Annotated in this window: 18 protein-coding genes and 6 pseudogenes; 11 read left to right on the top strand and 13 right to left on the bottom strand. The window is 73.1% G+C overall.

The window, feature by feature from the left end:
• Nucleotides 1–19 precede the first annotated feature (19 nt).
• Both hisF and WKH84_RS00660 read right to left on the bottom strand, forming a co-directional pair.
• Nucleotides 20–778: pseudogene (gene hisF, locus WKH84_RS00665) on the bottom strand (imidazole glycerol phosphate synthase subunit HisF); the annotation flags it as partial.
• Nucleotides 779–801: 23 nt separating this feature from the next.
• Nucleotides 802–2826, bottom strand: a pseudogene (locus WKH84_RS00660) (DNA topoisomerase IV subunit B).
• Nucleotides 2827–3075: 249 nt separating this feature from the next.
• Between WKH84_RS00660 and WKH84_RS00655 the strand changes: the two are divergent.
• The gene (locus WKH84_RS00655) at nucleotides 3076–3294 is read left to right on the top strand and encodes a hypothetical protein (protein ID WP_341855309.1); all 219 of its coding nucleotides are present in this window, start codon (nucleotides 3076–3078) and stop codon (nucleotides 3292–3294) included.
• A 196-nt stretch (nucleotides 3295–3490) separates the two neighbouring features.
• Here the strand turns inward: WKH84_RS00655 and WKH84_RS00650 are convergent, their stop codons facing one another.
• The 6 genes and pseudogenes from WKH84_RS00650 to WKH84_RS00625 all read right to left on the bottom strand — a co-directional run bounded on the left by WKH84_RS00650 (nucleotide 3491) and on the right by WKH84_RS00625 (nucleotide 8617).
• Nucleotides 3491–3694, bottom strand: a complete 204-nt coding sequence (locus tag WKH84_RS00650; RefSeq protein ID WP_341855308.1) for a hypothetical protein — start codon at nucleotides 3692–3694, stop codon at nucleotides 3491–3493.
• Entirely contained in the window at nucleotides 3640–4083 is a 444-nt protein-coding gene (locus tag WKH84_RS00645; RefSeq protein WP_341855307.1) for a hypothetical protein, read from the bottom strand. The genes WKH84_RS00650 and WKH84_RS00645 overlap by 55 nt, the downstream gene beginning before the upstream one ends.
• Nucleotides 4084–4169: 86 nt before the next feature.
• Nucleotides 4170–5561 carry an RNA polymerase sigma factor gene (locus WKH84_RS00640; protein WP_341855306.1) on the bottom strand — a complete coding sequence of 464 codons (1392 nt, stop codon included), beginning with the start codon at nucleotides 5559–5561 and terminating at the stop codon, nucleotides 4170–4172.
• Nucleotides 5562–5692: 131 nt separating this feature from the next.
• Nucleotides 5693–6151 (bottom strand): hypothetical protein, encoded by a 459-nt coding sequence (locus WKH84_RS00635; protein WP_341855305.1) that lies wholly within the window; start codon nucleotides 6149–6151, stop codon nucleotides 5693–5695.
• A gap of 44 nt (nucleotides 6152–6195) precedes the next feature.
• Nucleotides 6196–7412, bottom strand: a pseudogene (locus WKH84_RS00630) (homoserine O-acetyltransferase).
• A 50-nt stretch (nucleotides 7413–7462) separates the two neighbouring features.
• Nucleotides 7463–8617 (bottom strand): hypothetical protein, encoded by a 1155-nt coding sequence (locus WKH84_RS00625; RefSeq protein ID WP_341855304.1) that lies wholly within the window; start codon nucleotides 8615–8617, stop codon nucleotides 7463–7465.
• Between the two features lie 117 nt (nucleotides 8618–8734).
• Here WKH84_RS00625 and WKH84_RS00620 point away from each other — a divergent pair, with 117 nt between their 5' ends.
• On the top strand, nucleotides 8735–9910 hold the full coding sequence (locus WKH84_RS00620) for a polyprenyl synthetase family protein (protein WP_341855303.1): 1176 nt from the start codon (nucleotides 8735–8737) through the stop codon (nucleotides 9908–9910).
• A gap of 51 nt (nucleotides 9911–9961) precedes the next feature.
• On the opposite strand, the gene WKH84_RS00615 is transcribed toward WKH84_RS00620, so the two are convergent.
• Entirely contained in the window at nucleotides 9962–10315 is a 354-nt protein-coding gene (locus tag WKH84_RS00615; RefSeq protein ID WP_341855302.1) for an Rv2175c family DNA-binding protein, read from the bottom strand.
• Between the two features lie 116 nt (nucleotides 10316–10431).
• On the opposite strand from WKH84_RS00615, the gene pknB reads away from it, so the two are divergent.
• Nucleotides 10432–12486, top strand: coding sequence for a Stk1 family PASTA domain-containing Ser/Thr kinase (gene pknB, locus WKH84_RS00610; protein WP_341855301.1), 2055 nt, complete (start codon nucleotides 10432–10434; stop codon nucleotides 12484–12486).
• Nucleotides 12487–12599: 113 nt separating this feature from the next.
• Here pknB and WKH84_RS00605 read toward each other — a convergent pair.
• Nucleotides 12600–13948 (bottom strand): annotated as a pseudogene (locus WKH84_RS00605) (3-deoxy-7-phosphoheptulonate synthase class II).
• 149 nt (nucleotides 13949–14097) lie between these two features.
• Nucleotides 14098–14838, bottom strand: coding sequence for a lysophospholipid acyltransferase family protein (locus WKH84_RS00600; protein WP_341855300.1), 741 nt, complete (start codon nucleotides 14836–14838; stop codon nucleotides 14098–14100).
• A gap of 72 nt (nucleotides 14839–14910) precedes the next feature.
• Between WKH84_RS00600 and WKH84_RS00595 the strand changes: the two genes are divergently transcribed.
• Both WKH84_RS00595 and WKH84_RS00590 read left to right on the top strand, forming a co-directional pair.
• Nucleotides 14911–15684 (top strand): alpha/beta fold hydrolase, encoded by a 774-nt coding sequence (locus tag WKH84_RS00595; RefSeq protein WP_341855299.1) that lies wholly within the window; start codon nucleotides 14911–14913, stop codon nucleotides 15682–15684.
• A complete protein-coding gene (locus tag WKH84_RS00590) occupies nucleotides 15681–16205 on the top strand; it encodes a hypothetical protein (RefSeq protein WP_341855298.1) in 525 nt (174 codons plus the stop codon). Before WKH84_RS00595 ends, WKH84_RS00590 begins: the two co-directional genes overlap by 4 nt.
• Nucleotides 16206–16307: 102 nt before the next feature.
• On the opposite strand, the pseudogene WKH84_RS00585 reads toward WKH84_RS00590, so the two are convergent.
• A pseudogene (locus WKH84_RS00585) lies at nucleotides 16308–17244 on the bottom strand (ROK family protein).
• Between the two features lie 168 nt (nucleotides 17245–17412).
• On the opposite strand from WKH84_RS00585, the pseudogene WKH84_RS00580 reads away from it, so the two are divergent.
• From WKH84_RS00580 to WKH84_RS00565, 4 genes and pseudogenes are all read left to right on the top strand, one after another.
• Nucleotides 17413–19223 (top strand): annotated as a pseudogene (locus WKH84_RS00580) (long-chain fatty acid--CoA ligase).
• 181 nt (nucleotides 19224–19404) lie between these two features.
• Nucleotides 19405–20751, top strand: a complete 1347-nt coding sequence (locus WKH84_RS00575) for a DEDD exonuclease domain-containing protein (RefSeq protein ID WP_341855297.1) — start codon at nucleotides 19405–19407, stop codon at nucleotides 20749–20751.
• Nucleotides 20709–21065: a hypothetical protein gene (locus tag WKH84_RS00570; RefSeq protein ID WP_341855296.1), complete on the top strand. Its 357-nt coding sequence runs from the start codon at nucleotides 20709–20711 to the stop codon at nucleotides 21063–21065. The genes WKH84_RS00575 and WKH84_RS00570 overlap by 43 nt, the downstream gene beginning before the upstream one ends.
• A 50-nt stretch (nucleotides 21066–21115) precedes the next feature.
• Nucleotides 21116–21397 carry an Lrp/AsnC ligand binding domain-containing protein gene (locus WKH84_RS00565; RefSeq protein ID WP_010550590.1) on the top strand — a complete coding sequence of 94 codons (282 nt, stop codon included), beginning with the start codon at nucleotides 21116–21118 and terminating at the stop codon, nucleotides 21395–21397.
• A gap of 10 nt (nucleotides 21398–21407) precedes the next feature.
• Here WKH84_RS00565 and trpD read toward each other — a convergent pair whose 3' ends face one another.
• On the bottom strand, nucleotides 21408–22490 hold the full coding sequence (gene trpD, locus WKH84_RS00560; protein ID WP_341855295.1) for an anthranilate phosphoribosyltransferase: 1083 nt from the start codon (nucleotides 22488–22490) through the stop codon (nucleotides 21408–21410).
• A gap of 346 nt (nucleotides 22491–22836) precedes the next feature.
• On the opposite strand from trpD, the gene WKH84_RS00555 reads away from it, so the two are divergent.
• Nucleotides 22837–23463: a heme-copper oxidase subunit III gene (locus tag WKH84_RS00555; RefSeq protein ID WP_341855294.1), complete on the top strand. Its 627-nt coding sequence runs from the start codon at nucleotides 22837–22839 to the stop codon at nucleotides 23461–23463.
• Nucleotides 23464–23548: 85 nt separating this feature from the next.
• Complete coding sequence (locus tag WKH84_RS00550; RefSeq protein ID WP_341855293.1) at nucleotides 23549–24349, top strand: cytochrome c; 801 nt, start codon at nucleotides 23549–23551, stop codon at nucleotides 24347–24349.
• Nucleotides 24350–24353: the final 4 nt, after the last annotated feature.

Raw genomic sequence — 24353 nt, 5'->3', positions numbered from 1 at the left:
GCGACGGACAGCGGGGCGCTCACCGCACGGTGATGCCGTCGGCCGCCATCGCGGCCTTCGCCTCGCCGATCGTCATCTCCTGGAAGTGGAAAACGCTCGCGGCGAGCACGGCGTCCGCCCCGGCGTGGACGGCGGGGGCGAAGTGCTCGGGCCGTCCGGCGCCGCCGGAGGCGATCAGCGGCAGGCTCGTCGCCTCGCGAGCGAGGGTGATCAGCTCGAGGTCGAATCCGTCCTTGGTGCCGTCGGCGTCCATCGAGTTCAGCAGGATCTCCCCCGCGCCGCGCTCGGTGACCTCACGGATCCACTCGATCGCGTCGATGCCGGTGCCGCGACGTCCGCCGTGCGTGGTGACCTCGATGCCTGAGCCTGTGCGGGCGGTGCCTTCGGGGGTCTCGTCGGTGACGCGACGGGCGTCGATCGAGAGGACCAGCACCTGGTTCCCGAACCGGCGGGAGATCTCGGAGATCACGCCTGGACGGGAGATCGCGGCGGTGTTCACGCCGCATTTGTCGGCGCCGGCGCGCAGCGGCTGGTCGACGTCCTCGGCGGAGCGGACCCCGCCGCCGACGGTCAGCGGGATGAAAACCTGCTCGGCAGTGCGGCGCACGACCTCGATCATCGTCTCCCGGCCGCCGGAGGAGGCGGTGACGTCGAGGAAGGTGAGCTCGTCGGCGCCGTCGGCACCGTAGCGCGCCGCGAGCTCGACCGGGTCCCCGGCGTCCCGCAGGTCCTTGAAGTTCACGCCCTTGACGACGCGGCCCGCGTCGACGTCCAGGCACGGGATCACACGGACGGCGACACTCATGCGTCGATCCTCTCCAGGTCGAGCTCTTCGGCTCCCTCGATGATGAACTGCTTGCGCGGCGCGACCTCGGAGCCCATCAGCGGCTCGAACACGGAGCTGGCGGCCTCGGCGTCCTCGATCCGCACTCGCCGCGCGATGCGGTGGCGCGGGTCCATGGTGGTGTCCGCGAGCTGATCGGCGTCCATCTCGCCCAGGCCCTTGTAGCGCTGGATCGGCTCCTTGAACTTCTTGCCGCGGCGCTCGAGGTTCTTCAGCGGCTTGTGCGGCTCGGCCTCGGAGTAGGTGTAGACCAGCTCGTTCTTCTTCGAGCCGCCGTGGATGATCTCGACCCGGTGCAGGGGCGGCACGGCCGCGTAGACGCGGCCCGCCTCGACCAGGGGGCGCATGTAGCGGTGGAAGAGGGTCAGCGAGCAGGGTGCGGATGTGGGCGCCGTCCACGTCGGCGTCGGTCATCATGATGATCTTGCCGTAGCGGGCGGCCTCGAGGTCGAAGGTGCGCCCGGAGCCGGCGCCGATCACCTGGATGATGTTCGCGCACTCGGCGTTCTTGAGCATGTCCGTGATGGACGCCTTCTGCACGTTGAGGATCTTGCCGCGGATGGGCAGCAGCGCCTGGAACTCGGAGGAGCGGGCGTTCTTCGCCGTGCCGAGCGCGCTGTCGCCCTCGACGATGAACAGCTCGGAGCGGTCGACGTCGTGGGTGCGGCAGTCCGCGAGCTTGGTGGGCATCGTGGAGGACTCCAGCGCGTTCTTGCGCCGCGAGACCTCCTTGTGCATGCGCGCCGCGATGCGCGCCCGCATCTCGGAGACGACCTTGTCGACGACGAGCGCCGCCTGCTCCTTCTCCCCCTTCTTCGTGGAGGTGAGGAAGTCGGTGAGGCGGTCCTCGACGACCTTCGCGACGATCTGGCGGATCGCGGGGGTGCCGAGGACCTCCTTCGTCTGGCCCTCGAACTGCGGCTCGTCGATGCGGACGCTCACCACGGCGGTGAGGCCGGCGAGCGTGTCGTCCTTCTCGATCTTCTCGTTCTTCGCGTTGAACTTCACGCGGCGGGCCTGGTTCTCGACCTGCTTGCGCATCGTCTTGACCAGCGCCTGCTCGAAGCCGGTGACGTGCGTGCCGCCCTTGGGGGTCGCCACGATGTTCACGAAGGAGCGCGACGTCGAGTCGAAGTCGGAGCCCCAGCGCAGGGCGATGTCGACCTCGCAGGTGCGCGCGACGTCGGTGGAGACCATGTGCCCGTTCTTGTCGAGGACCGGGATCGTCTCGGTGTAGTCGCCCGAGCCCTGGAGCCGGATCACGTCGGTGATCCTCTGGTCCTGGGCGAGGTACTCGACGAACTCGCTGATGCCGCCGTCGTATTTGAAGGTGCGGGTGGCGGGCTGATCGGGGTTCGCCTCGGGCCGGTGGTCGGTGACCGAGAGCCGCAGGCCCGGGACGAGGAAGGCGGTCTGCCGGGAGCGGCGGGTGAGGTCGTCCAGGGAGAAGTGGGAGCCCTTGACGAAGATCTGCGGATCTGCCCAGTAGCGCACGCGGGTGCCGGTCACGCCGCGCTTGGTCTTGCCGACCACGCGCGCTCGCCGGGGCCGTCGGCCGGGGTGAACCCGGACTCCGGCGAGGGCTCGCCCTCGTCGGCGAAGACGCCGGGCACGCCGCGCTGGAAGCTCATCGCGTAGGTCTTCCCGCCGCGGTCCACCTCCACGTCGAGGCGGGCCGAGAGCGCGTTGACGACGCTCGCGCCGACGCCGTGCAGACCGCCGGAGGCGGCGTAGGAGCCGCCGCCGAACTTCCCGCCCGCGTGGAGCTTGGTGTAGACGACCTCGACGCCGGTGAGGCCGGTGCGGGGCTCGACGTCCACCGGGACGCCGCGGCCGGTGTCGCGCACCTCGACGGAGTGGTCGGGGTGGAGGATCACTGCGATCGACTCGCCGTATCCGCCGAGCGCCTCGTCGACGGCGTTGTCGAGGATCTCCCAGAGGCAGTGCATGAGGCCCCGGGAGTCGGTGGAGCCGATGTACATGCCGGGACGCTTGCGCACGGCCTCGAGGCCCTCGAGGACCTGGAGGTTGCGGGCGTCGTAGGCGGACTTCTTCGCGGCGGTGGTGGTGGACACTCTCCGGATCCTACGACGAACGACGCCGCGAACAGCGCGCTGACCGCCGCTCGCGGAGCGCGGCGGCGCGGTCCGGCTCACAGGGCTTTGCGCCCCTGGCGAACCAGGGCTGTGGACGCTCCCGTCGGCGTCCGGGTCGGTGCTACAAATGAGCTCATGAACCTCACTCTTGAAGCCCCCCGGCTCACTGCCCACGACCGCTGCGACCGCTGCGGCGCCCAGGCGTACGTCAAGGTGTCGCTCGAGGCGGGCGGCGAGCTCATGTTCTGCGCCCACCACGCCCGCGCCCACGAGGACGCCCTGAAGGGCATCGCCTCCGAGGTCATCGACGAGACCGAGCGGCTCCACCTCAAGCCGGAGCCTGTCGAGGACTGATCGACGTGCTGCGAGGAACGAGCGGCAGGAGATCAGTCGGACGAGCACGAGACTGATCGACGTGCTGCGAGGAACGAGCGGCAGGAGATCAGTCGGACGAGTACGAGACTGATCGACTCCTCCTCCCCGCTTCCACGAAGGGTGCCCGCCATCATGGCGGGCACCCTTCGTCGTGTCCGCGGCGGGGGGCCGCGCCTCAGCCGCGCAGCGACTCCTCCGCGCCGAGCACGTACTCGATCCAGGCGCTGTCGCGGCCCTCGCGCGGCTCGCGCTGGCCGGTCGCGCGGAAGCCGAGGCGCTCGTAGACGGCCCGTGCGGAGGTGTTGGTGTCGTCGACGTCGAGGCTCAGCTGGGGCCGGCCGATCGAGATCGCGAGCTCCGCGACGCCGCGCAGGAGCAAGCGTGGAGATGCCGCGGCCCCGTGCGACCGGCCGCACCCAGAGCGAGACGATGTGCGAGCGGTCCTCGGGGATCGGGTGCTCCGGCGTGTAGCCCTCGGGCAAAGAGGGCGATCCCGCCGAGCACCGTCTCGTCGGCGCGGGCCTGGAGGTGGATCCGGGGCCCGGCGATCTCCTCCCGCCACTGCTCCTCGGTGCGGGAGCGCACCTCGGCGAGGTCGGCCCAGAAGGCGTCCGGGTCGGCCTCGAGCATGTCCAGGCGCAGATCGCGGTGCGCACGCCACTGCTCGGGCAGGACGCGGTGCACCTCGAGGGGCAGCGGTGCGGTGTCGTCGAGCGCGGCGCGAACGGGCTCGGCGGTGTGCGGCGCCGCGCCGCGGTGCTGCGACATGGCTCCTCCTGCGTGGTCCGACGGAGGGCGGGCCCGGGATCCACGAAGGATCCCGGGCCCGCCCGATGATGAGAGGTGCGCCCTGATCAGTCCAGGTAGTCGCGCGACACCTGGGAGCGCGAGGGGTGGCGCGACTTGCTCATGGTCTTGGACTCGATCTGGCGGATCCGCTCACGGGTGACGCCGTAGACCTTGCCGATCTCGTCGAGCGTCTTGGGCTGACCGTCCTCGAGGCCGAACCGCATGGAAACCACGCCGGCCTCGCGCTCGGAGAGGGTGTCCAGCACCGAGTGGAGCCGCTCCTGCAGGAGGGTGAAGCTCACCGCGTCCGCGGGGACGACGGCCTCGGAGTCCTCGATCAGGTCGCCGAACTCGCTGTCGCCGTCCTCGCCCAGCGGGGTGTGCAGGGAGATCGGCTCGCGGCCGTACTTCTGGACCTCGACGACCTTCTCGGGGGTCATGTCGAGCTCCTTGGCGAGCTCCTCCGGGGTGGGCTCGCGGCCCAGGTCCTGGAGCATCTGGCGCCGCACTCGGGCGAGCTTGTTGATGACCTCGACCATGTGCACCGGGATGCGGATGGTGCGGGCCTGGTCCGCCATGGCGCGGGTGATCGCCTGTCGGATCCACCAGGTGGCGTAGGTGGAGAACTTGTAGCCCTTGGCGTAGTCGAACTTCTCGACCGCGCGGATCAGGCCCAGGTTGCCCTCCTGGATGAGGTCCAGGAACAGCATGCCGCGGCCGGTGTAGCGCTTGGCGAGGGAGACGACGAGGCGGAGGTTCGCCTCGAGCAGGTGGTCCTTCGCGGCGCGGCCGTCGTCCGCGATCATCGTCAGCTCGCGGCCGGCCTTGGTGAGGCGGCCGTTCTTGTCGCGATTGGACTCGTCGCCCTTGAGCTTCTGCTCGGCGTAGAGGCCGGCCTCGATGCGCTCGGCGAGCTCGACCTCCTGGGCGGCGTTGAGCGGCGCGACCTTGCCGATCTGCTTGAGGTAGTCCTTGACCGGGTCGGCGGTCGCGCCGGCGGTGACGACCTGCTGGGCGGGGGCGTCGTCCTCGGCGGCGTTGTACACGAAGCCGCCGGACTCCTCGACCTTGCGGTCGCTGGAGGAGGCCTTGGGCGCCTCGGCCTCCTCGGCGGAGTCCTCGGCCTCGGGGGCCTCGGCTTGATCGGGGGTCTTCGCGGCGGCCTTGGCGCTGGTGCGCTTGGCGGAGGCGCCCTGGCTCGAGGGGGCGGCCTTCTTCGCGGCCGTCTTCTTCGCGGCCGTCTTGGTGGTGGTCTTCGCGGCACCGCCCTCGTCGGTCACGGGGGCGCCGCCCTCGACGGCCTCGTCGGTCGTCGAGGCCGCGGCGCTGGTGCTGTTCTTCGCCGCGGTGGCGGTCTCAGCAGTATTGGAGGAGGTCACAGAGTTCCTTCTTCCGGCGGCGGCCCGGTGCGGGCGGTCCGCCGCACTCGGGCGATCGGTCTTCTCGGCGCGGCTCACGGTGTGCGCCGCGTGTCGCGTTCCCGGTCTGTACCGCGGAAGGGGCGCACGAAGGCACGGTGCCGTCAAGCCTGATCAGTGTAACGCTCTTCAGGGGCAGGTATTCCCGCCCCAGGGTCCAGGGCCCTCGGCTACACGGCACGTGATCGGCGCCTCGTGCCGGCGCGTCCCGGGTGGCGCCTGCCGCGGCTCAGGCGGGGTCCTGGTCCTTGACGGTGAGCACAGGGCAGGGCGCGCCGAGCACGACCCTGCGGGCCGAGGCGCCGAGGTTCAGCTTGCCGATCGGCGACTTGCGGCGCGGCCTCGATCACCACGAGCTCGGCCTGGACGTCCTCGATCGTGGCGAGCAGGAACTCGCCGATCTCGCGGTCGGGGCCTCGGCGGATCGTGACGCCCTCGAGGTCCGCGCCCTGCTCCTCGAGCTCGGCGCGCACCTCCTCCTCGGTCGCGGCGGCCCCTCCGGCCGCCGGGCGCGGCGTGCTGATGGGCGGCGACGAGCGCCGGCGAGCCCGTGCGCTCGGCGTAGCGGATGCCGGCGCGCGCGCGGCCCTCCCCTGCGTGGACGGGGCGTACCCCACGACGATGGTCACGCGACGTCTCCTCCCTGCGCAGCGGTGCTCGCGGCACGGCCAGCTTAGTGGTCCAGCAGGTCGCCGATCCACTTCTCCAGTCCCGGATGGGCCAGCAGGAAGGCGTCGTGCCCGATCGGCGAGCTCGCCAGCGCCAGCGGGCGTCCGGGACGTGCTCGGCGATCTCGCGCACGAGCTCCGGCGGGAAGAGGCGGTCGGAGTCGATCGCGACGACCAGGGTCCGGGCACGCACGCGCCGCAGGGCCGCGCCGGTGCCCTCGCGGTCGCGGCCCACGTCATGGGTGCTCATCGACTGGGCGAGGGTGACATAGGAGTTCGCGTCGAAGCGGCGGGAGAGCTTGACCGCGTGATGGTCGAGGTAGCTGGTCACCTGGTGCCGGCCGCCGCCGTCGAGCGGGTTCTCGGGGCCCTGGGAGCGGTTGCCGAAGCGCGCCTCGAGCTCGTCGGCGGTGCGATAGGTGGTGTGGGCGATGCGGCGTGCGATGCCGAGCCCGGCGTGGGGGCCCTCCTCCGGCGGGAGGTGGTAGTAGTCGCCGCCGTGGAAGGCGGGGTCGACCCGGATCGCCGCGACCTGGGCGCTGTTCCAGGCGATCTGGTCGGCGCTCGCGCGGGCCGACGAGGCGATCACGGCGAGGCGCTCGACCTGCTCGGGGTGGGTGGCTCCCCATTCGATCGCCCGCATGCCGCCCATCGAGCCGCCGATCACCAGCGCCCAGCGGGGCAGGTCCAGCTCCTCGGCGAGGCGGTGCTCGGCCGCGACCTGGTCACGGATCGTCACCTGCGGGAAGCGGGAGCCGTAGGGGCGTCCGTCGGGAGCGGCGGAGCTCGGTCCGGTGCCGCCCTGACAGCCGCCGAGCACGTTGGGGGCGATGACGAAGTACCGGTCGGTGTCGATCGGCCGCCCGGGTCCGACGATCTCCTCCCACCAGCCGGGCGTCGGATGGGACGGCCCGGCGGCACCGCGCACATGGGAGTCGCCGGTCAGGGCATGGAGGACGAGGACGGCGTTGCCGCGGTCGCGGTCGAGGGTCCCCCAGGTCTCGTAGGCCATCGTGACGTCCTCGAGCACCTCGCCGCTCTCGAGCGGCGCCGCGCCGATCGAGGTGAAACGTCGGTCTCCCGCGCCGCGGTCGGGGTGCCATGCCCCGAGCAGGGCGGGGGTCCCCGTGCGGTGCTCGGCCGCGGCGAGGGCGGCGGGCCCTCCGTCGCCCTGCGGGTCGGTCGGGTCGTCGGGGCCGCGGTGCTCTCCGAGGAGGGTCATCGGCGCTGTTCCTTCCTGCCCGGCGCGGTGCTCCCGGGCTCCCCCTCCCTTCAGGTGCTGGGCCACCAGGCGGGGAAGACGGGGGTGTCGGTCATTCTCGACAGCAAGGGTGCCAGAGTGGAGTCCGGTTCCCGATGCCGGAGCTCGTCGACGAGGCTCCCCGCGGTCGCGAAGCGGTGGTTCCACCAGGCGAGCAGGACCAGCACAGCGGTCAGCGCCCGCCACGCAGGGCGCGCCGTGCCGCGCGCGGCGGGCCCTGCGGCATCGAGCGCCGCCGAGGCCACGCAGCGCATATCCTCGAGCAGCACGTACACCCTCCCACCTGCGCAGACGTCCGGATGAGGGCGTCTGGTGGGATCGGCGACGAGCTCCTGGAGGAGGGTCTCGCGGGCGATCGGCGGCGCCCCGCCGTGCTCGACCAGCTGGGCGAGAAGCTCCCAGTGGAGGCGGTCCACGGCGAGCGCCGCGAGCAGCTGCGCGATGTGTTCACACTTCGTCATCCCCTCCGCGCCGACAGCCCCCGGCCGGCCCCGCCGCAGGGCACGGAGGGCCGCGCCGGCCTCGGCGAGGAGGAGGCCGGGATCGGCGGCGGAGGCGAGGTCCGGGGGCGGCAGGTGCAGGGCGCGCCCGATCTCCTCGAGCAGCGGCTCGGGGCGGGCTTCCTGGGGGATGGCTCGCCCGGCCAGGACCGCGCGGGCCGCGGCCTGCGTCGCGGCGAAGTCGCGCGCCGGCCCGACCGGCACGGCCAGGAGCTCCTCGTCCCCGCCCGTCGACGCTCGGAGCTCCCAGCGGCGTCCGTCGGCGGCGCCGCGGAGGCTGAGCAGCCGCGCCCCGCCCGGGCCGAGCGCGGCGGCGGTGGCGGCCACGAGGCCGCCGGCGCGGGCGAGCACCTCGCGAACCAGCGGCTCGAGCACGCTCTGCCGGCCGTCGCCGATCACGATCAGGGCGTGCATCCCCTCCGCTCCCCGCTCGGCGACGAGGCGGACGTGGCGGCGGAGGTTCTCCCCGCCGCACGGAGCGAGGAGGTCGTGCAGGGAGGACCGGGTGATCAGGGGCTGGCGGCCCGGTGCTGCGGTGCCGGACAGCAGCAGGCAGTCCGAGGGGGCCTCGTACAGGCTGAGCCTCGCCTCGGCCAGGAGCTCGGCGGGGTCGTCGGCCGCGCCGAGGTGGCGGCCGGGATCGGCGGGGGTGATGTGCGTCGTCATGCCCCGACCCTGCGCGATCGAGCGGCCGAGCGGGCGGGGGGAGCGCGCCCTGGGGACGGAGCCCCGGTGGGGAGGAACGGTCGCCTCGCGCCCGGGCGCGCGCGGGAGGTCCCAGGCGTGCATGGGAGGATCAGGGGCACCCGTGCGAAAGGACCCCTCGATGACCGCTGCCTCGCCGACTCCCCCGCCGCTCGCCTCTCGGATCTCGACGCGCCGCTCGTCGCCCGGATCGAGGAGGTCACGGCCGCCGAGCTCTCCGAGCGCAGGGCTCAGCTGGGGCGGATCTCGACGGAGAGTGCGGCGCTGGTGGACGACCTCGAGGCCTTCCTCGAGGGCGGGAAGCCGCTCCGTCCCCGGTTCTGCTTCTGGGGCGGGGTCGCGGCGCTCCGCCGGGAGCCGACGGCCGAGGAGGTGGAGGCGCTCGCGAGGCTGGGCGCGGCGATCGAGCTCGTGCAGGCGGCGGCGCCGCTCCACGACGACGTGATCGACCACTCCCCCATGCGGCGGGGACGCCCGGCGCGAGATGTCCGGGCCCAGCGCTCGCACGAGGCCGCCGGGCTCTCCGGTTCCGCCGAGGAGTTCGGCGTCGCGGTCGCGATCGTGCTCGGCGACCTCGCCCTGACCTGGGCGGAGCAGATCGCGGCGGCGATCCCGGGCCCCGCCGCGCGCGTCGCTGCGGCCCGCGCCGAGTTCGAGGCCATGCGCACCGAGGTGATGTCCGGGCGACACCTCGACATCCTCCACCAGGCGGGCGGCTTCGCCTCCGCCCCCGATGCGGAGCAGGCCGCACTCTCGGTGATCCGCTGGAAGACGGTGCCGTACACCGTGCCGCGGCCCGTGCGGATGGGGGCGGCGCTGATGGGCGCCGAGGATCCGGAGCTCGAGGCGCTCTCCAGCTGGGCGATCGAGGTGGGGACCGCTTTCCAGCCGCGCGACGACCTGCTCAGCGTGGTCGGGGACCAGGACGCCACCGGCAAGCCGATCGGCGGCGACATCGTCGAGGGCAAGCGCACCGTGCTCCTGGCCCGCACCGAGGCCGCGGCCGACGCCGAGGGACAGCGCCTGCTCTCGCGCGTGGTCGGCGATGCCGAGGCGGACGAGGCGGCCGTCCACGCCGTGCACGAGCTCATGGTCGCGACGGGGGCCGTCGCCTCGGTCGCCGCCGACGTGCGCGCTCGCGCCACCCGGGGCCGGGAGCTCCTGGAGGCCGCCGAGGGGCTGGGAGAGCTGGGCCGCGCCGGGCTCGAGGCCCTCGCAGTGCGTGCGACGGACGTCGACTCGCTGCGGGCCTGAGTCCGGCGCCGACCGGGACGGGACATCCCGGTCGGCCTGCCAGGCGGCGACTCAGAGGGCGAGGGCGAGCGCCCGGCGGCGCACCTCGCCGCGCTGGCCCCGGCGGAGGTGGTCGATGGGACGGCCGGGGAGCGAGTCGTCCCCCTCGAACAGCCAGGCCAGCGGCTCCGCGTCCTCGAAGCCGCCGTCGCGCGCGACGGTGATCGTGCCGGGCAGGTGCGGGGTGATCTCGCCGTCCTTGAGCAAGATCGCCGGCACCATGCGCACCACGGGATCCCCGCGCCGCACGGCGACCAGCTGGCCCTCCTCGATGAGGCGGCGGACGCGCGAGACCTCGACGTCGAGATGCTCGGCGACGTCGGGGAGGGTGAGCCATTCGGTGATGAGGGTGTCCAGGTCGTTCACGGGACCAGAGTGCCACGGCTCCGGCGGCCCGCGCATCCCGTCGACCTCGTCACTGTGCCGCGCGCCGCGTGTGTCGTTCCCCGTTCCGGGGCCCCTCGCCCCATAGATTCGGACCCGTGAGCTCGGCGACGTCGACTTCCCCCGGCATCAGCCTGCTCCTCGACGACCGCTACCGGGTCGAGGAGCCGATCGCGCGCGGCGGAATGGCGACCGTGCACCGCGGGCACGACCAGCGGCTGGACCGCGTCGTGGCCCTGAAGATCATGCATCCCCACCTCGCGATGGACGAGGACTTCCGCCGTCGCTTCGGACGGGAGGCGCGCTCCGCCGCCCGTCTCGCCCACCGCAACGTCGTCGGCGTCTTCGACCAGGGCGAGGACGAGGACCGCATCTACCTCGCCATGGAGCTCATCGAGGGCGAGACGCCGCGCGCCCGGATCGTGGAGCGCGGCCGCCTCACCGTCGGCGAGTCCCTCGAGATCACGGCGCAGGTGCTGGAGGCGCTGGTCGCCGCGCACGGGGCCGGGATCGTCCATCGGGACATCAAGCCCGAGAACATCCTGCTGGACCGGCAGGACACAGTGAAGGTCGCCGACTTCGGGCTCGCCCGCGCGATCGGCGCGAACAACTCCTCCACCGGCGCCGCCCTGCTCGGCACCGTCGCCTACATCAGCCCCGAGGTGGTCACCCGCGGCGAGGCCGACGAGCGCAGCGACCTCTACTCCCTCGGCGTGGTCCTGTTCGAGATGCTGACCGGACGGCGACCCTTCCGCGGCGAGCGGCCGGTGCACATCGCCTTCCAGCACGTCCATGAGGACATCCCCGCGCCCTCGACGCTGGTCACCGGCATCCCCCGCCCTCTGGACTCCCTGATCACCTGGGCCTGCGCGCGCGGGGTCGAGCAGCGACCCGCCTCCGCTGCGGACCTGCTGAAGGCGGTCCGGGAGCTCCTCCGCACGCTCCCCGCGTCGGCGCTCGCCGCCCGGCCCGAGGAGATCGAGCCGAGCGACACCGGCGACGTCCCCCGCCCCACCTCCTCGCTGGACGAGGTCGCGGCCGAGATCTCCCGCGGCCCGCGCGTCTTCGCGCCCGGCGGCGCCGATGCCGAGACCACCGCGCCGGACGCCGACCCCGGCCGGGAGGCGGAGGACGAGGACGGGACGGACGCCGAGGAGCCCGAGGGCGCCGCCGCCGAGGAGGACGAGAGGACGCGCGACCTCGTCGTGCGCGCTCCCCGCGCCCGGCGCGGACGGCACCTGCCCGTCGGCGCGCGCCGCCGCTCCCGGCCGATGGCCGCGCTCGCCGCGCTGAGCCTCGTGGCCGTGCTGGCGGGCGGGGCGTGGACCGGCGCCGACTGGTATCTCGAGACCGGCCCCGGGGCCGACCGGACCGTCCCGCTCGTGACCGGCACCCCGCTGCAGGACGCGGAGGCGGAGCTGACCGCCTCCGATCTGACCGTGCGGACCCAGGAGCGCTTCGACGACACGGTCCCGGCCGGGCACGTGATCTCCGCGGAGCCCTCGACCGGCACCACCCTGAAGAAGGGCAGCGACGTCCACCTCGTGGTCTCCAAGGGGGTGGAGACCTTCCCCGTCCCCGCGCTCGAGGGCACCGGCCTCGAGGAGGCGCGCGAGCAGGTCGAGGCGCTCGGGCTCGAGCTGGTCGAGGACGAGGCGGAGTACTCCGAGACCGTCCCCCAGGGCGTGGTGATCTCCCAGTCGGCCGACGCCGAGGCGCTTCCCGAGGGCGGCGAGGTCCACGTGGTCGTCTCGCAGGGCCGTCAGCCGCTGTCCGTGCCGGACCAGACCGGCGCCCCCGCGGCCTCGGCGCGCTCCACCCTCGAGGCGGCCGGGTTCCGGGTCACGAGCGCGGAGGCGCACTCCCCGTCGGTCCCGAAGGGCTCGGTGATCTCGCAGTCCCCCGCCTCCGGCACCCTGCACCGCGGGGACACCGTCCACATCGTCACCTCGCTCGGCCCCGAGATGGTCACGGTCCCGGACGTCTTCAAGAAGCCCGAGGCCGAGGCCCGCTCCGCCCTCGAGGCGGCCGGGTTCACGGTCGAGGTCGTCCATGACAAGGGCGAGCCGGTCTTCGGCCAGGTCTACGAGCAGACGGCCGCGGCGGGAAGCCAGCAGGCCAAGGGCTCGACGATCACGATCAAGGTCTTCTGAGCCCCGGAGCCGGGGCGTCGAAGGTCCGGCGCTCGCGCCTCCCGCGCACGACGACGGCGCCGCCCCGATCGGGGCGGCGCCGTCGTCGTCGGCCGCCGGAGGTGCGGAACCGCTCAGCGGCGGGAGAGCATCTCCGCGACGAGGAAGGCGAGCTCGAGGGACTGCTGATGGTTCAGTCGCGGGTCCACGAGGGTCTCGTAGCGGCGGGTGAGGCCCTCCTCGTCGATCTCTCCGGTGCCGCCCAGGACCTCGGTGACGTCGTCGCCGGTGAGCTCCATGTGCAGGCCCGCCGGGACGGTTCCGAGCTCCTGGTGCACCTCGAAGAAGCCCACGACCTCGTCGAGGATGTCCTCGAAGCGGCGGGTCTTGTAGCCGTTGGAGGAGGTGATGGTGTTGCCGTGCATCGGGTCCGTCACCCAGGCGACCTGGGCGCCGGAGTCCCGCACGCCCTCGACCAGCGCCGGGAGTCGGTCACGGATCTTCCCGGCGCCCATGCGGGTGATGAAGGTGAGACGGCCCGGCTCGCGCTCGGGGTCGAGGCGGTCGATCAGGCGCGCGCGTCGTCGAGGGAGGCGTCGGGGCCGAGCTTCACACCGATCGGGTTGCGCAGACGGGACATGAACTCCACGTGCGCGCCGTCGAGCTGGCGGGTGCGCTCGCCGATCCACAGGAAGTGGCCCGAGCGACCGTAGATCTCGCCGGTGCGGGAGTCGATGCGCGAGAGCGCCTCCTCGTAGTCCAGCAGCGGCGCCTCGTGGGAGGCGTAGAACTCCACGACCTTCAGCGCGTCGAAGTCCGCGCCGATGGCGTCCATGAAGCGCACGGCCCTGTCGATCTGTCCCGCGAGCTCCTCGTAGCGGTCGTAGCCGACGCCCGAGGAGGTGAAGCCGCGGTTCCAGGAGTGGACCTCGCGGAGGTCCGCGAAGCCGCCGTTCGTGAAGGCGCGCAGGAGGTTCAGTGTGGAGGCGCTGGTGGTGTACGTCTTCCACAGGCGGCGCGGATCCGGGATCCGGGCCTCCTCGGTGAAGGCGTACTCGTTGACCGCGTCGCCGCGATAGGTGGGCAGGGTCACGCCGTCACGGGTCTCCTCGTCGGCGGAGCGGGGCTTGGCGAACTGTCCGGCCATCCGGCCCATCTTCACCACCGGCACGGAGGCGCCGTAGGTGAGCACGGCCGCCATCTGGAGGATGGTGCGGATCTTGTTGCGGATGCGATCCGCGGTGGAGTCCGCGAAGGTCTCGGCGCAGTCGCCCCCGGCGAGCAGGAAGGCCTCGCCGCGGGCCGCGGCGGCGACGCGCTCGCGCGCGACGTCGACCTCGCCGGCGAAGACCAGCGGCGGCGCGGCGCGCAGGTCGTCGAAGACCTGGGCGCGGGACCCCTCGTCGGGCCACACGGGCCGCTGCACGCGCGGGAGCTCGCGCCAGGCGCCGAGCGCCGCCAGGCCGTCATCGGCCGAGGACAGCGAGAAGTCGTGGGCGCGGGCGGGGGCGTCGGGGCTGAATGGAGTCACGCCGACAGGGTAGCCAGTTCCGCACGGGTGCGTGCCAAGGGACCGGTCGCTGGGCAGTGCGCGGCCCGTCGCGGGCACGGCGCAGGCCCGGCGGGAGTCCGTCACGGGCTCAGCGCCGTCGGCGCCGGGTGCCGGAGGGGTTGGAGGCGGCCTGCTCCGCGCGCGACCTGCGCTTCACGTCGCTCGCGTACTCCGGGGCCCGCTCCTGCCCGGAGAGCGCGGCGATGCGGTCCATGACCTCGTCGGTCACGGCGCGCGCGTGTCGCCTCGTCGGCTCCGGGATGGCGCGCGAGAACATCCGCGGGATCGATCGGCGACCCGACCTCCACATGTATGCGGGGTCGACGGCGCGGGAAGTACTTCCGCCCCCGCGCGCCCTCGAAGGCGCCGATCATCGCGACCGGCACGATCGGCGCCTCCGCCGCGAGGGCGAAGCGCGCCACCCCCGTCTTCCCGCGATGCGACCGGCCGTCGGGGCTCCGGGTCCCCTCGGGATAGATGCCGAGCACGTCGCCGCGGGAGAGCACCTCGAGCCCCGCCTGGATCGCCGTGCGCGCGGCCCCGCCGCCGCTGCGGTCCACGGGCATCACGTGCGACCCTCGCATCACCGCGCCGGCCAGCCGCGCGATCGGCGAGCGGCCGGAGAAGATGTCGGACTTGCCCAGGAAATGCACGCCGCGCCGCACCTGTCCGGGGAGGAACACGGTGTCGGCGTAGGTGAGATGGTTCGACGCCAGGATGACCGGTCCCTGCACGGGGATGTTCTCGTGGCCGCTGAGCGTCGGTGCCCACACGGCCCTCACCACCCCCATGACGAAGGGCTTGGCGATCTCGTACAGCACGTCGGCCCTCCTGCGGGCGCTCGAGGACGGGGCGAGGATGCCCCGGACGGAAGCGGATGCGACGATGTCCCCATGGCGTTCAGCGAACTGTCCCGGCCGTGGCGCGCGCGGGGTCACTCTAACCCGCGCGGCGGGCTCCTCCTGTGCCACGGGTTCACCGGCTCGCCGCAGTCGATGCGTCCCTGGGCGGAGCACCACGCCGCGCTCGGCTGGGAGGTCGAGTCGCCGCTGCTGCCCGGCCACGCGCGCACGGAGCAGGACCTCGCGCGCACCAGCTGGCAGGACTGGTACGGGTGCGTGCGCGAGGCGGCGCTGGAGCTGTCCGGCGAGCTCGGGCCGATCGCGGTGGGCGGGCTGTCGATGGGCGGGAACCTCGCCCTCGCCCTCGCCGAGGACGAGGAGCTCGCCGGGGCGATCTGCGCCGTGGTCGCGGTGAACCCGGGGATGACGCCGCCCCGGATCGCGGCCGCGGCCGATCTGATCGCCCCGGTGGTGCGCACCCTGCCCGGGATCGGGTCGGACATCGCGCGCGAGGACGCCTCCGAGGAGGCGTACGAGCGGATGCCGGTGCGCGCCGTCGGCCATCTGCGCCGGCTGTTCCGCCGCACCCGCGAGGGTCTCGGCGCCGTCCAGGCGCCGCTGCTGCTGGCGACCTCCCGCGTCGACCACACCGTCCCGCCCTCCGACAGCGACCTCGTCGCCGCACGGGTCCGCGGGCCCGTCGAACGGCTCTCGCTCACCCGGAGCCACCATCTCGCGACGCTCGACCACGACGCCCCGCCGCTGTTCGAGACCTCGGCCCGGTTCCTGGACGCCCACGTCCCCGTCCCCGAGGGGTCCCGATGAGCGGGGAGGACGGCCGCTCCCCCGAGCCCCGCGACGTCGACGCGGAGTTCGCCCGGATGCTTTGCGCGACGAGGGGCTCGCGCTCGGCCCCGGCAGGGCGCCGCGCGAGCCGGCCGCGCCGGAGGACGAGGACGGCCCCGGCCGCTTCGCCGCCGAGGAGGACGAGGACGGGCCGCCGACCGAGGAGAGCCTGCAGGAGTCCCGCCGACGTGCCCGGGAGGCGCATCCCTCGAGGGGGCCGCGGGACGCCCCGCCGCGCGAGCTGGACGACGACGAGGTGCTCTACGGCGACTTCGACCCGCCGGACCCGGACCTCCCCCAGCCCTCCTCCGCGGTGCTGTGGTCGTGGACCGCGGCCGCTCGGCGGCTTCGGGCTCCTGCTCGCCGTGACGCTCTCGGCCTCGCTGCCCTCCGTGCTCGGATGGGCCGGCGGCGCCGCGGCGCTCGGCGGGATGGTCTCGCTGCTGCTGCGGTCGCCGCGCCGCCCTCGCGACGAGGGGGACGACGGCGCCGAGGTCTGAGCCGGCCCCCGCCGGCCCGGCGCGCTCCCCGCCTGCGCGGCGGCGCCCCGCCTGCGCGGTCGCGCTCCCCGCCTGCGCGGTCGCGCTCCCCGCCTGCGCGGCTCAGCGGGCGAGGTCCGCGGCGCCGACGATCCCGGCACGGTTCCCCATGCCGGCGAGCACGAAGGGTGCCAGGGGCCGGTGCGCGCGCGCGGTGAGGCTGACGGAGTACGCCTGTCGGGCGGGATCCAGCAGCAGGTCCCCGGCGGCCGAGACCCCGCCGCCGACGACGATCACGTCGGGGTCCAGCAACGCGGAGATCGTCGCCGCACCGCGTCCGAGCCAGGTCCCGATCTCAGCGATGAGCTCCCGCGCGCCCGGGTCCCCCTGCTGGGCCAGTCGCGTGACGAGCGGGCCGTCGATCGCACGCCGGTCCCCGCCCGCGGCCTGCACCAGCGGACCGAGCAGCGGGTCGCCGCTCGCGGCCCGGCGCTTCGCGGCGCGCACGAGCGCGGTGCCGGCCGTGTACTGCTCGAGGCGCCCGCGCGACCCGCACCCGCACCACTGCCCGTCGGGCACCGCGGTCATGTGGGCGACCTCGCCGGCGAAGCCCCGGCGCCGCGCGCGAGGACGCCCTCCATCACGGCCGCGCCGCCGAGTCCCGTGCCGACGGTGAGCATCAGCATGTGGCGCGCCTCCCGGGCCGCGCCGAAGCGGAACTCCGCCCAGCCGGCGGCGTTCGCGTCGTTCTCGACGACGACCGGGAGCCCTGTGAGGCGCTCGAGCTCGTCGGCGAGGGGATGATCGCGCCAGGCCAGGTTCGCGGCGAAGGTCACGGTGCGCCGGTCCGCGCCGATGAACCCGGCCGCGCCGACGCCGATCCCGCCGACGGCGTGCTCGCCGCGCTACTCCGCGACCGCATCGGCGACCGCGGCCTCGAGCGGCGCCGGGTCCGTCGCCGGCGTCTTGCGCGCGTGGTCGCGGCGATGATCTCGCCGTCCTCGTCCACGACCCCTGCCGCGATCTTCGTGCCGCCGATGTCGACTCCGATGGAGAGCATCCGTCCCTGCCTCGTTCCCCTGCGCGCCGCGCGCATCCGGTCGTCGCGCGGCTGTCGCGCTCATCGTAGTGGCGCACTGCCGTAGACTCGGCACGACCCCACCAGCGCTTCCGGCCAGGTCGTCCGGTACGCCGGTCACGTGCACCCCGCCGGATCGAAGGAGATTCGATGAAGCAGTACACCACGCCGCCCCAGCATCACAGCGGCCCCGACGAGAACACCACGGACCTGCTTGCTGGGACGCCTCAGAGCCGATCCCTCCGTGCCGATCTTCGAGCTCGCCCAGGAGGGCGGCGGCTACCGTCCGATGCGGACCGCCGACTTCGTCGAGGACGTCAAGGCGGTCGCGAAGGGGCTGATCGCCTCCGAGGTCGCCCCCGGCGACGTCGTCGCGATCCTCTCCCGCACCCGCTACGAGTGGGCGCTGGCGGACTGGGCGATCTGGTGGGCCGGCGGCGTCAGCGTCCCGATCTACGAGTCCTCCTCCCCGAGCCAGATCCAGTGGATCGCCTCGGACTCCGCGGCGAAGTTCGCCCTCGTCGAGTCCACGCGCCACAAGGAGGACATGGAGTCGGTGCGCGGCGAGCCGCCGGCTCTGCGGCGCATCGGCGTGATGGAGGACGGGATCCTCGAGGACCTCAGGCGCCGCGGCGCAGGGATCAGCGACGAGGAGCTCGAGTCCCGGCGCACCGCGCGCCGTCTCGACGACGTCGCCACCATCATCTACACCTCCGGCACGACCGGCCGTCCCAAGGGCGCCGAGCTCACGCACGCGAACTTCGTCGACACCACCCGCGGCGCGGTGACGCCGCTGGGCGAGAAGGTGTCGCCCAGCGGCTCGCGCCTGCTGATGTTCCTGCCCATGGCGCACGTCTTCGCCCGTCTGATCACAGTGCTCGCCGCGGCCTGGCCGGTCACCACGGCCTTCACCCCGGACACCAAGAACCTCCTGCCCGACCTCGCCGCCTTCAAGCCCACCTTCCTGCTCGCCGTGCCGCGCGTGTTCGAGAAGGTCTACAACGGCGCCGAGGCCAAGGCGATCGCCGGCGGCAAGGGCAGGATCTTCGGCGCCGCCGCGAAGACCGCGATCGACTACTCCACGGCGCTGGCCGACGGGAAAGTCCCGCTCACCCTCTCGCTCAAGCACAAGCTCTTCGACCGTCTCGTCTACGGCACGCGCGCGCGAGGCGATGGGCGGTCAGGTCAGGTGGGCGGTCTCCGGCGGCGCCCCGCTGGGCGCGCGGCTGTCCCACTTCTTCCGCGGCATCGGCGTGACCGTGCTCGAGGGCTACGGCCTCACCGAGACCACGGCGCCGATCTGCGTGAACCTGCCCTGGGACGTCCGCCCCGGCACCGTGGGACCGCCCCTGCCCGGCTCCTCCGTCGCGATCGACGACAGCGGGGAGCCGCTGGTCAAGGGCGTGATGGTGTTCAAGGGCTATCACAACAACCCCGAGGCCACCGCCGAGTCCCTGAAGGACGGCTGGTTCCACACCGGTGACCTCGGCTCCCTCGCCGACGACGGATCGATCACGATCACCGGACGCCGCAAGGAGGTCATCGTCACCGCGGGCGGCAAGAACGTCTCCCCGGCGCGACTCGAGGACCAGCTGCGCTCCCACCCCCTGGTCAGCCAGTGCGTGGTGATCGGCGACCAGAAGCCCTTCGTCGCCGCGATCCTCACGCTGGACGCCGAGATGCTCCCGACCTGGCTGAAGAACAACGGCAAGCCGGAGATGAGCCTCACCCAGGCCGCGGAGGACGCGGAGATCCGCGCCGAGCCGCAGAAGGTGGTGGACCGGGCGAACGAGTCGGTCTCCCGGGCCGAGTCGATCCGCTCCTTCGTGGTCATCGACTCCGACTTCACCGAGGAGAACGGCTATCTCACGCCCTCGCTGAAGCTCAAGCGCAACGTGGTCGTGAAGGACCTCGCCCCGATCATCGAGAAGATCTACTCCGCGCCCAAGCCCCAGGGCTGAGCGCGGGCGCGCCTCCCGACGGCCGACGGGCCCCGGCACCCCGGCGGTGCCGGGGCCCGTCGTGCGTCGTGGGGCCCGTCGCGCATCGCGGGGCCCGTCGTGCGTCCGGGCTCGTCGCGGACCGGTGCCCGCGCGACCTCCCGACGTCCGGCTGTCGGGGCCGCGTCGTAGCCTGTCCCCCATGCCCGCACGCCGTCAGCTCAGCTTCGAGGACCTGGGCACCCCGCTCGCGGAGGCGACGCTGGTGGTGGTCGATCTCGAGACCACCGGGACGGATCCCGCCGCGGACGCGATCACCGAGATCGGCGCGGTGAAGGTGCGCGGCGGCGAGGTGCTCGGCGAGTTCCGCACCTTCGTGGACCCGGAGCGTCCGATCCCGGCCTACATCGCCTCCCTCACCGGCATCTCCGATGCGACCGTGCGCGGCGCCCCCTCGATCCGGACCGTCGCGCCGATGTTCCTGGACTTCGTCGGGCCCGAGGCCGCGCTGGTGGCCCACAACGCCCGCTTCGACATCGGCTTCCTGCGCGCCCGCGGCGCCGAGTGCGCGCTGGAGTGGCCCGCGCCGACCGTGCTGGACACCCTCGCACTCGCCCGGACGGTCTTCCGCCGCGACGAGGTGCGCGATCACAAGCTCTCGACCCTCGCCGCCCATGTCGGGGCGGCGGTCACCCCGGACCACCGTGCCCTCTCGGATGCCCGCGCGACGGTCGACGTGCTCCACGCGATCATCGCCCGGCTGGGCCCGACCGGCGCCTCGACGCTCGAGGACCTCGGCACGGCCCACCGCCGGGCCAAGCCCGTGCAGCTGCGCAAGAAGCATCTCGCGGCCGACGTCCCCTCGGTCCCCGGCGTCTACCAGTTCCTCGATGCGCACGGCTCGGTGCTGTACGTCGGCACCTCCCGGAACCTGCGCTCCCGGGTGCGCACCTACTTCACCGCGAGCGAGACGCGCCGCGCGATCCTGGACATCTCGCCGCGCGCGGAGTCGCTGCGCGTGATCGAGTGCGCCACCGCCACCGAGGCCGCCGTGCGCGAGCCGCGGCTGATCGCGCAGGAGAAGCCGCCCTCGAACCGGCGCGGGTCGCGCCCGGAGGCGGCGCACTGGTCGCGGCTCGGGCCGACGGGCGAGGGGCGCGCGGGGCGCGGCTGGCCCGTACGGAGGCCGACGGCTCGGCGCACATCGGTCCCCTCGCCTCCCGGCACGACGCCCAGCCGGCCGCGCGGGCCGCTCACCGACGCGGTCATGGGGCGCGGTGCCGCGCTGGAGGCCGATCCCGCGCGCGCGCCGCCCCGTCGAGCGGGCATCACGAGCGGCGCGCCGCGCCATGGTCGCCGACCCGCGCGAGGTGCTCGACCATGCCGCCTCCCGGTCGCGCGTCCACGTCGACGCGGGACGCTACGAGGAGGCGGAGAAGCCGCGCCGACTGGCTCTCGCCTATCTGGACGCCGCCCGTCGCGCCTCCCGGCCGCGCCCTCGCGGAGGTGCCGCCGCTCATCGCGGCCCGGCCCAGCACCGAGGCCGTGATCGGCGGACGCGGCTGGGAGCCGCTGGCCGTGCGCCACGGACGGTTCTCCGGGACCACCCTGGTGCCGGCGGCGAAGGACCCCCTGCCCTTCGCGCGTTCCCTGGCGATGACGGGGACCGGCGAGGCCGAGCTCGCCGCGCCCCTGTGCCAGGGGTATCACCAGGAGGCCGAGATCCTGCTGGGGTGGCTCGAGGGCGAGGGCGTGCGCACGGTGCTGTGCGAGGGGTCGTGGCAGGTGCCGGCCCGGGCCCGCTTCGAGGCGGAGCACCTCTCCCGGCGCTTCGCCATGACCTCGACCGCTCCGGGGGAATAGGCTCACGGGAGAAGCCGCTCGGCGCCCCCGCGCCCGTCGAAGGAGAATCCATGATCACCGCCATCGTCTCGATCGTCGTCGACCCCCAGCGCATCCCCGAGGTCGCCGAGGCGATCGTCGACATCGACGGGATCGAGCAGGTCTACTCCGTCACGGGCGACGTGGACCTGATCGCGGTGGCCCGTGTGCGGAACCACGAGGACCTCGCCGGCGTGATCGCCGGCTCGCTCAGCCGGGTCGAGGGCGTCCGGGACACCACCACCAACATCGCCTTCAAGACCTACTCGAAGCGGGACCTCGACGCCGCCTTCGACCTGGGTCTCGAGGGCTGAGGGAGCGCGCTCAGCCGTTCGCGGCGAGCGACTCCTGGGACGCCGCCGCCCAGCGCGCGAGCGGCGTCGCCGGCGCCCCGCTGTCGAGCGTGGAGACCGCCTCCGCGTGGGCGGCGCGGAAGCGGTCCTCGAAGCCGTCGGCGGCCGGCTGTCCGATGCCGTCGTGGGCGAGGATGCCCGCCGCGGCGTTCAGCGACACCGCATCCCGGATCGGGCCCATCCGCCCGTCCTTCGCGCCCGCGTAGAGGTCACGGGCCACCTGTGCGTTCTCCTCGGCCGTGCCGCCGCGGAGCGCGTCGTGGGGGCCGCGGGGGATGCTCAGCGGCGCCGTCGGGTCCAGCAGGTGCGAGCGCACCTCCCCGCCGCGGACCTCCCAGACGTCCGAGGAGACGCTCACCGTGAGCTCGTCCAGGCCGTCCTGACCGCGGAAGACGAGGGCGCTGGTGCCGCGCGAGGCGAACACGCCGGCGACGGTCGGGGCGATGGCCGGATCGGCGACCCCGACGGCGCTCGCGAGCGGCCGCGCGGGGTTCGTGATCGGTCCCAGGATGTTCATCACGGTGGGGATGCCCAGGCCCTTGCGCGCCTCGGCGGCGAAGCGCATGGAGGGATGGAACACCTGCGCGAAGAGGAAGGTCATGCCGACCTCGCCGACCAGGCGCTCGACCTCGGGCACGGGGAGGTCCAGCCGGACGCCGAGCGCCTCGAGCACGTCGGCCGAGCCCGAGCGCGAGGTCGAGGCGCGGTTGCCGTGCTTGACGACGGTGCGGCCGGACGCGGCGATCACGACCGAGGCCATCGTGGAGATGTTCACAGTCTGCGCGAGGTCGCCCCCGGTGCCGACGATGTCGATCGCATGCCGCTCCACCGCGACGGGACGGGCATGGGCGACCATCGAATCGGCCAGAGCCTCGAGCTCCGTCTTGCTGACGCCCTTGGCCTGGAGCGCCACGAGGAAGCCCGCCAGCGGGACGGGACCCGCCTCTCCGGTCATGATCTCGTCCATCGCCCAGCTCGCCTCGGCGTGCTCGAGATGCTCGCCGCGCACCAGGCGCGCGGTGAGCCGGGACCAGGTCGGGGTCTGCTCGCTCATGCCTCGATCATCGCACCTGCGAGCGGGTGCACCGTCGCCCTGGTCACGGATCGGATCACGGAACGGTCACGACGCACGCACATGGTCGATCACCTGGGCGTATCGACGCGTGTCCTGGTTCGTGACAGGCCGTCAGGAGGGCTATGCTGGCACGGTCCGCCCGGGGCGCAGGCCCCGCGATGTGCTCGGTCGTCGTGAACCGACACACCGAATCTGACGACACGACATAATGGTGACGTGACTACTGCGACTCTGCCTGTGCGCTCCTCCCCCGCGCGCCGCCCCAGCGGTCGGCCGCCCGAACCCGACGCAGATCGGCACCCTCGTCTGGCTCGCCAGCGAGCTCATGTTCTTCGGCGGCCTGTTCGCGATGTACTTCACGCTGCGGTCGTTGGCACCGGAGACCTTCGCCGAGGGCCAGTCGAACTTCACCCATGGCTTCGCGCCGCTGAACACCTCGATCCTGGTCTTCAGCTCCGTCACCTGCCAGATCGGCGTCTTCGTCGCCGAGGGCCGCTTCCCCTGGGGGCAGTCCTTCTCGCCGCGCAAGCGCCGCGAGGGCTCGATCTTCAACATCGCCGGCTGGGGGATGATCGAGTGGTACACGCTCACCTTCATCCTCGGCGCGATCTTCGTCTCGGGCCAGGCCTACGAGTACGCCGAGCTCATCCACAGTGGCGTCACGATGTCGTCCTCGCCGTTCAGCTCGGTCTTCTACCTCGCCACCGGCTTCCACGGCATCCACGTCGTCGGCGGCCTGATCGCCTTCCTGATGGTGCTGATGCGGGCCTACGTCGCGGAGAAGTTCACAGCGCACGAGCAAATCTCCGCGATCTGCGTCTCCTATTACTGGCACTTCGTCGACGTGGTCTGGATCGTGCTCTTCTTCGTCGTGTACATGCTCGACCCGATCCTGACCGGCACCTCCTCCGGCCACGTGGTCCCGGTCGACTTCGACTGGACGATCTTCTGATCCGCGCAGCGGCCCCCGGGCCCCAACGCACCCCCGAACTCCTGTCCCTCCCCGCCCGCCCCCTCCACGAATCGAGGTCCGAACCGTGAAGGCTCTCGCCGCACGTCGTCATCACCCGATGGCGCTACTCGTGATCCTGCTGCTCGCGCTCGTCGCGACCGGCGGGCTGTACGCGGCCCTGCGGCCGCAGGCGGCCCAGGCCGAGGCCTACACCGACAGCGAAGTCGAGCAAGGTCGTGCCCTCTTCCTCGCCAACTGCGCGACCTGCCATGGACTTGATGCCGCGGGTCTCAGCGACCCCGACGGTCAGACCCTCGGCCCCTCGCTGATCGGCGTGGGCGCCGCCGCCGTCGACTTCCAGGTCGGCACGGGCCGCATGCCCATGCAGGCCTCCGGCGCCCAGGCCCGCCAGAAGCCGCGACAGATGAACGAGGAGCAGACCCGTCAGCTCGCCGCGTACGTGGCCTCGCTCGGCCCCGGCCCGTCGGTGCCGGACGAGGAGTGGCTGGACACCAGCAAGGGCAACGCCGAGCGCGGCGGCGAGATCTTCCGCATGAACTGCGCCATGTGCCACAACGCCGCCGGTGCCGGCGGTGCGCTGACCCGAGGCAAGTACGCCCCGCCGGTCGTGGGCGTCGAGGGCAAGCACGTCTACGAGGCCATGGACACCGGTCCCCAGAACATGCCGGTCTTCAACGAGACCAACCTCTCGCCCGAGGACAAGCGGGACGTCATCACCTACCTCGAGACCCTCGAGGAGACCGGCTCCCCCGGCGGCATCTCCCTGGGCTCCCTCGGCCCCGTGACCGAGGGCCTGTACGCCTGGACGATCATCCTGTCCCTGCTCCTCGGCGCCGCCGTGTGGCTGGGGGCGAAGGCCAAGTGAATGC

The sequence above is a fragment of the Brachybacterium sp. GPGPB12 genome (genome assembly GCF_038396325.1).
Taxonomy (GTDB): Bacteria; Actinomycetota; Actinomycetes; order Actinomycetales; family Dermabacteraceae; genus Brachybacterium; species Brachybacterium conglomeratum.
The sequence above is the reverse complement of the archived record's forward strand: the minus strand, read 5'-3'. Positions and strand labels throughout refer to the sequence as shown.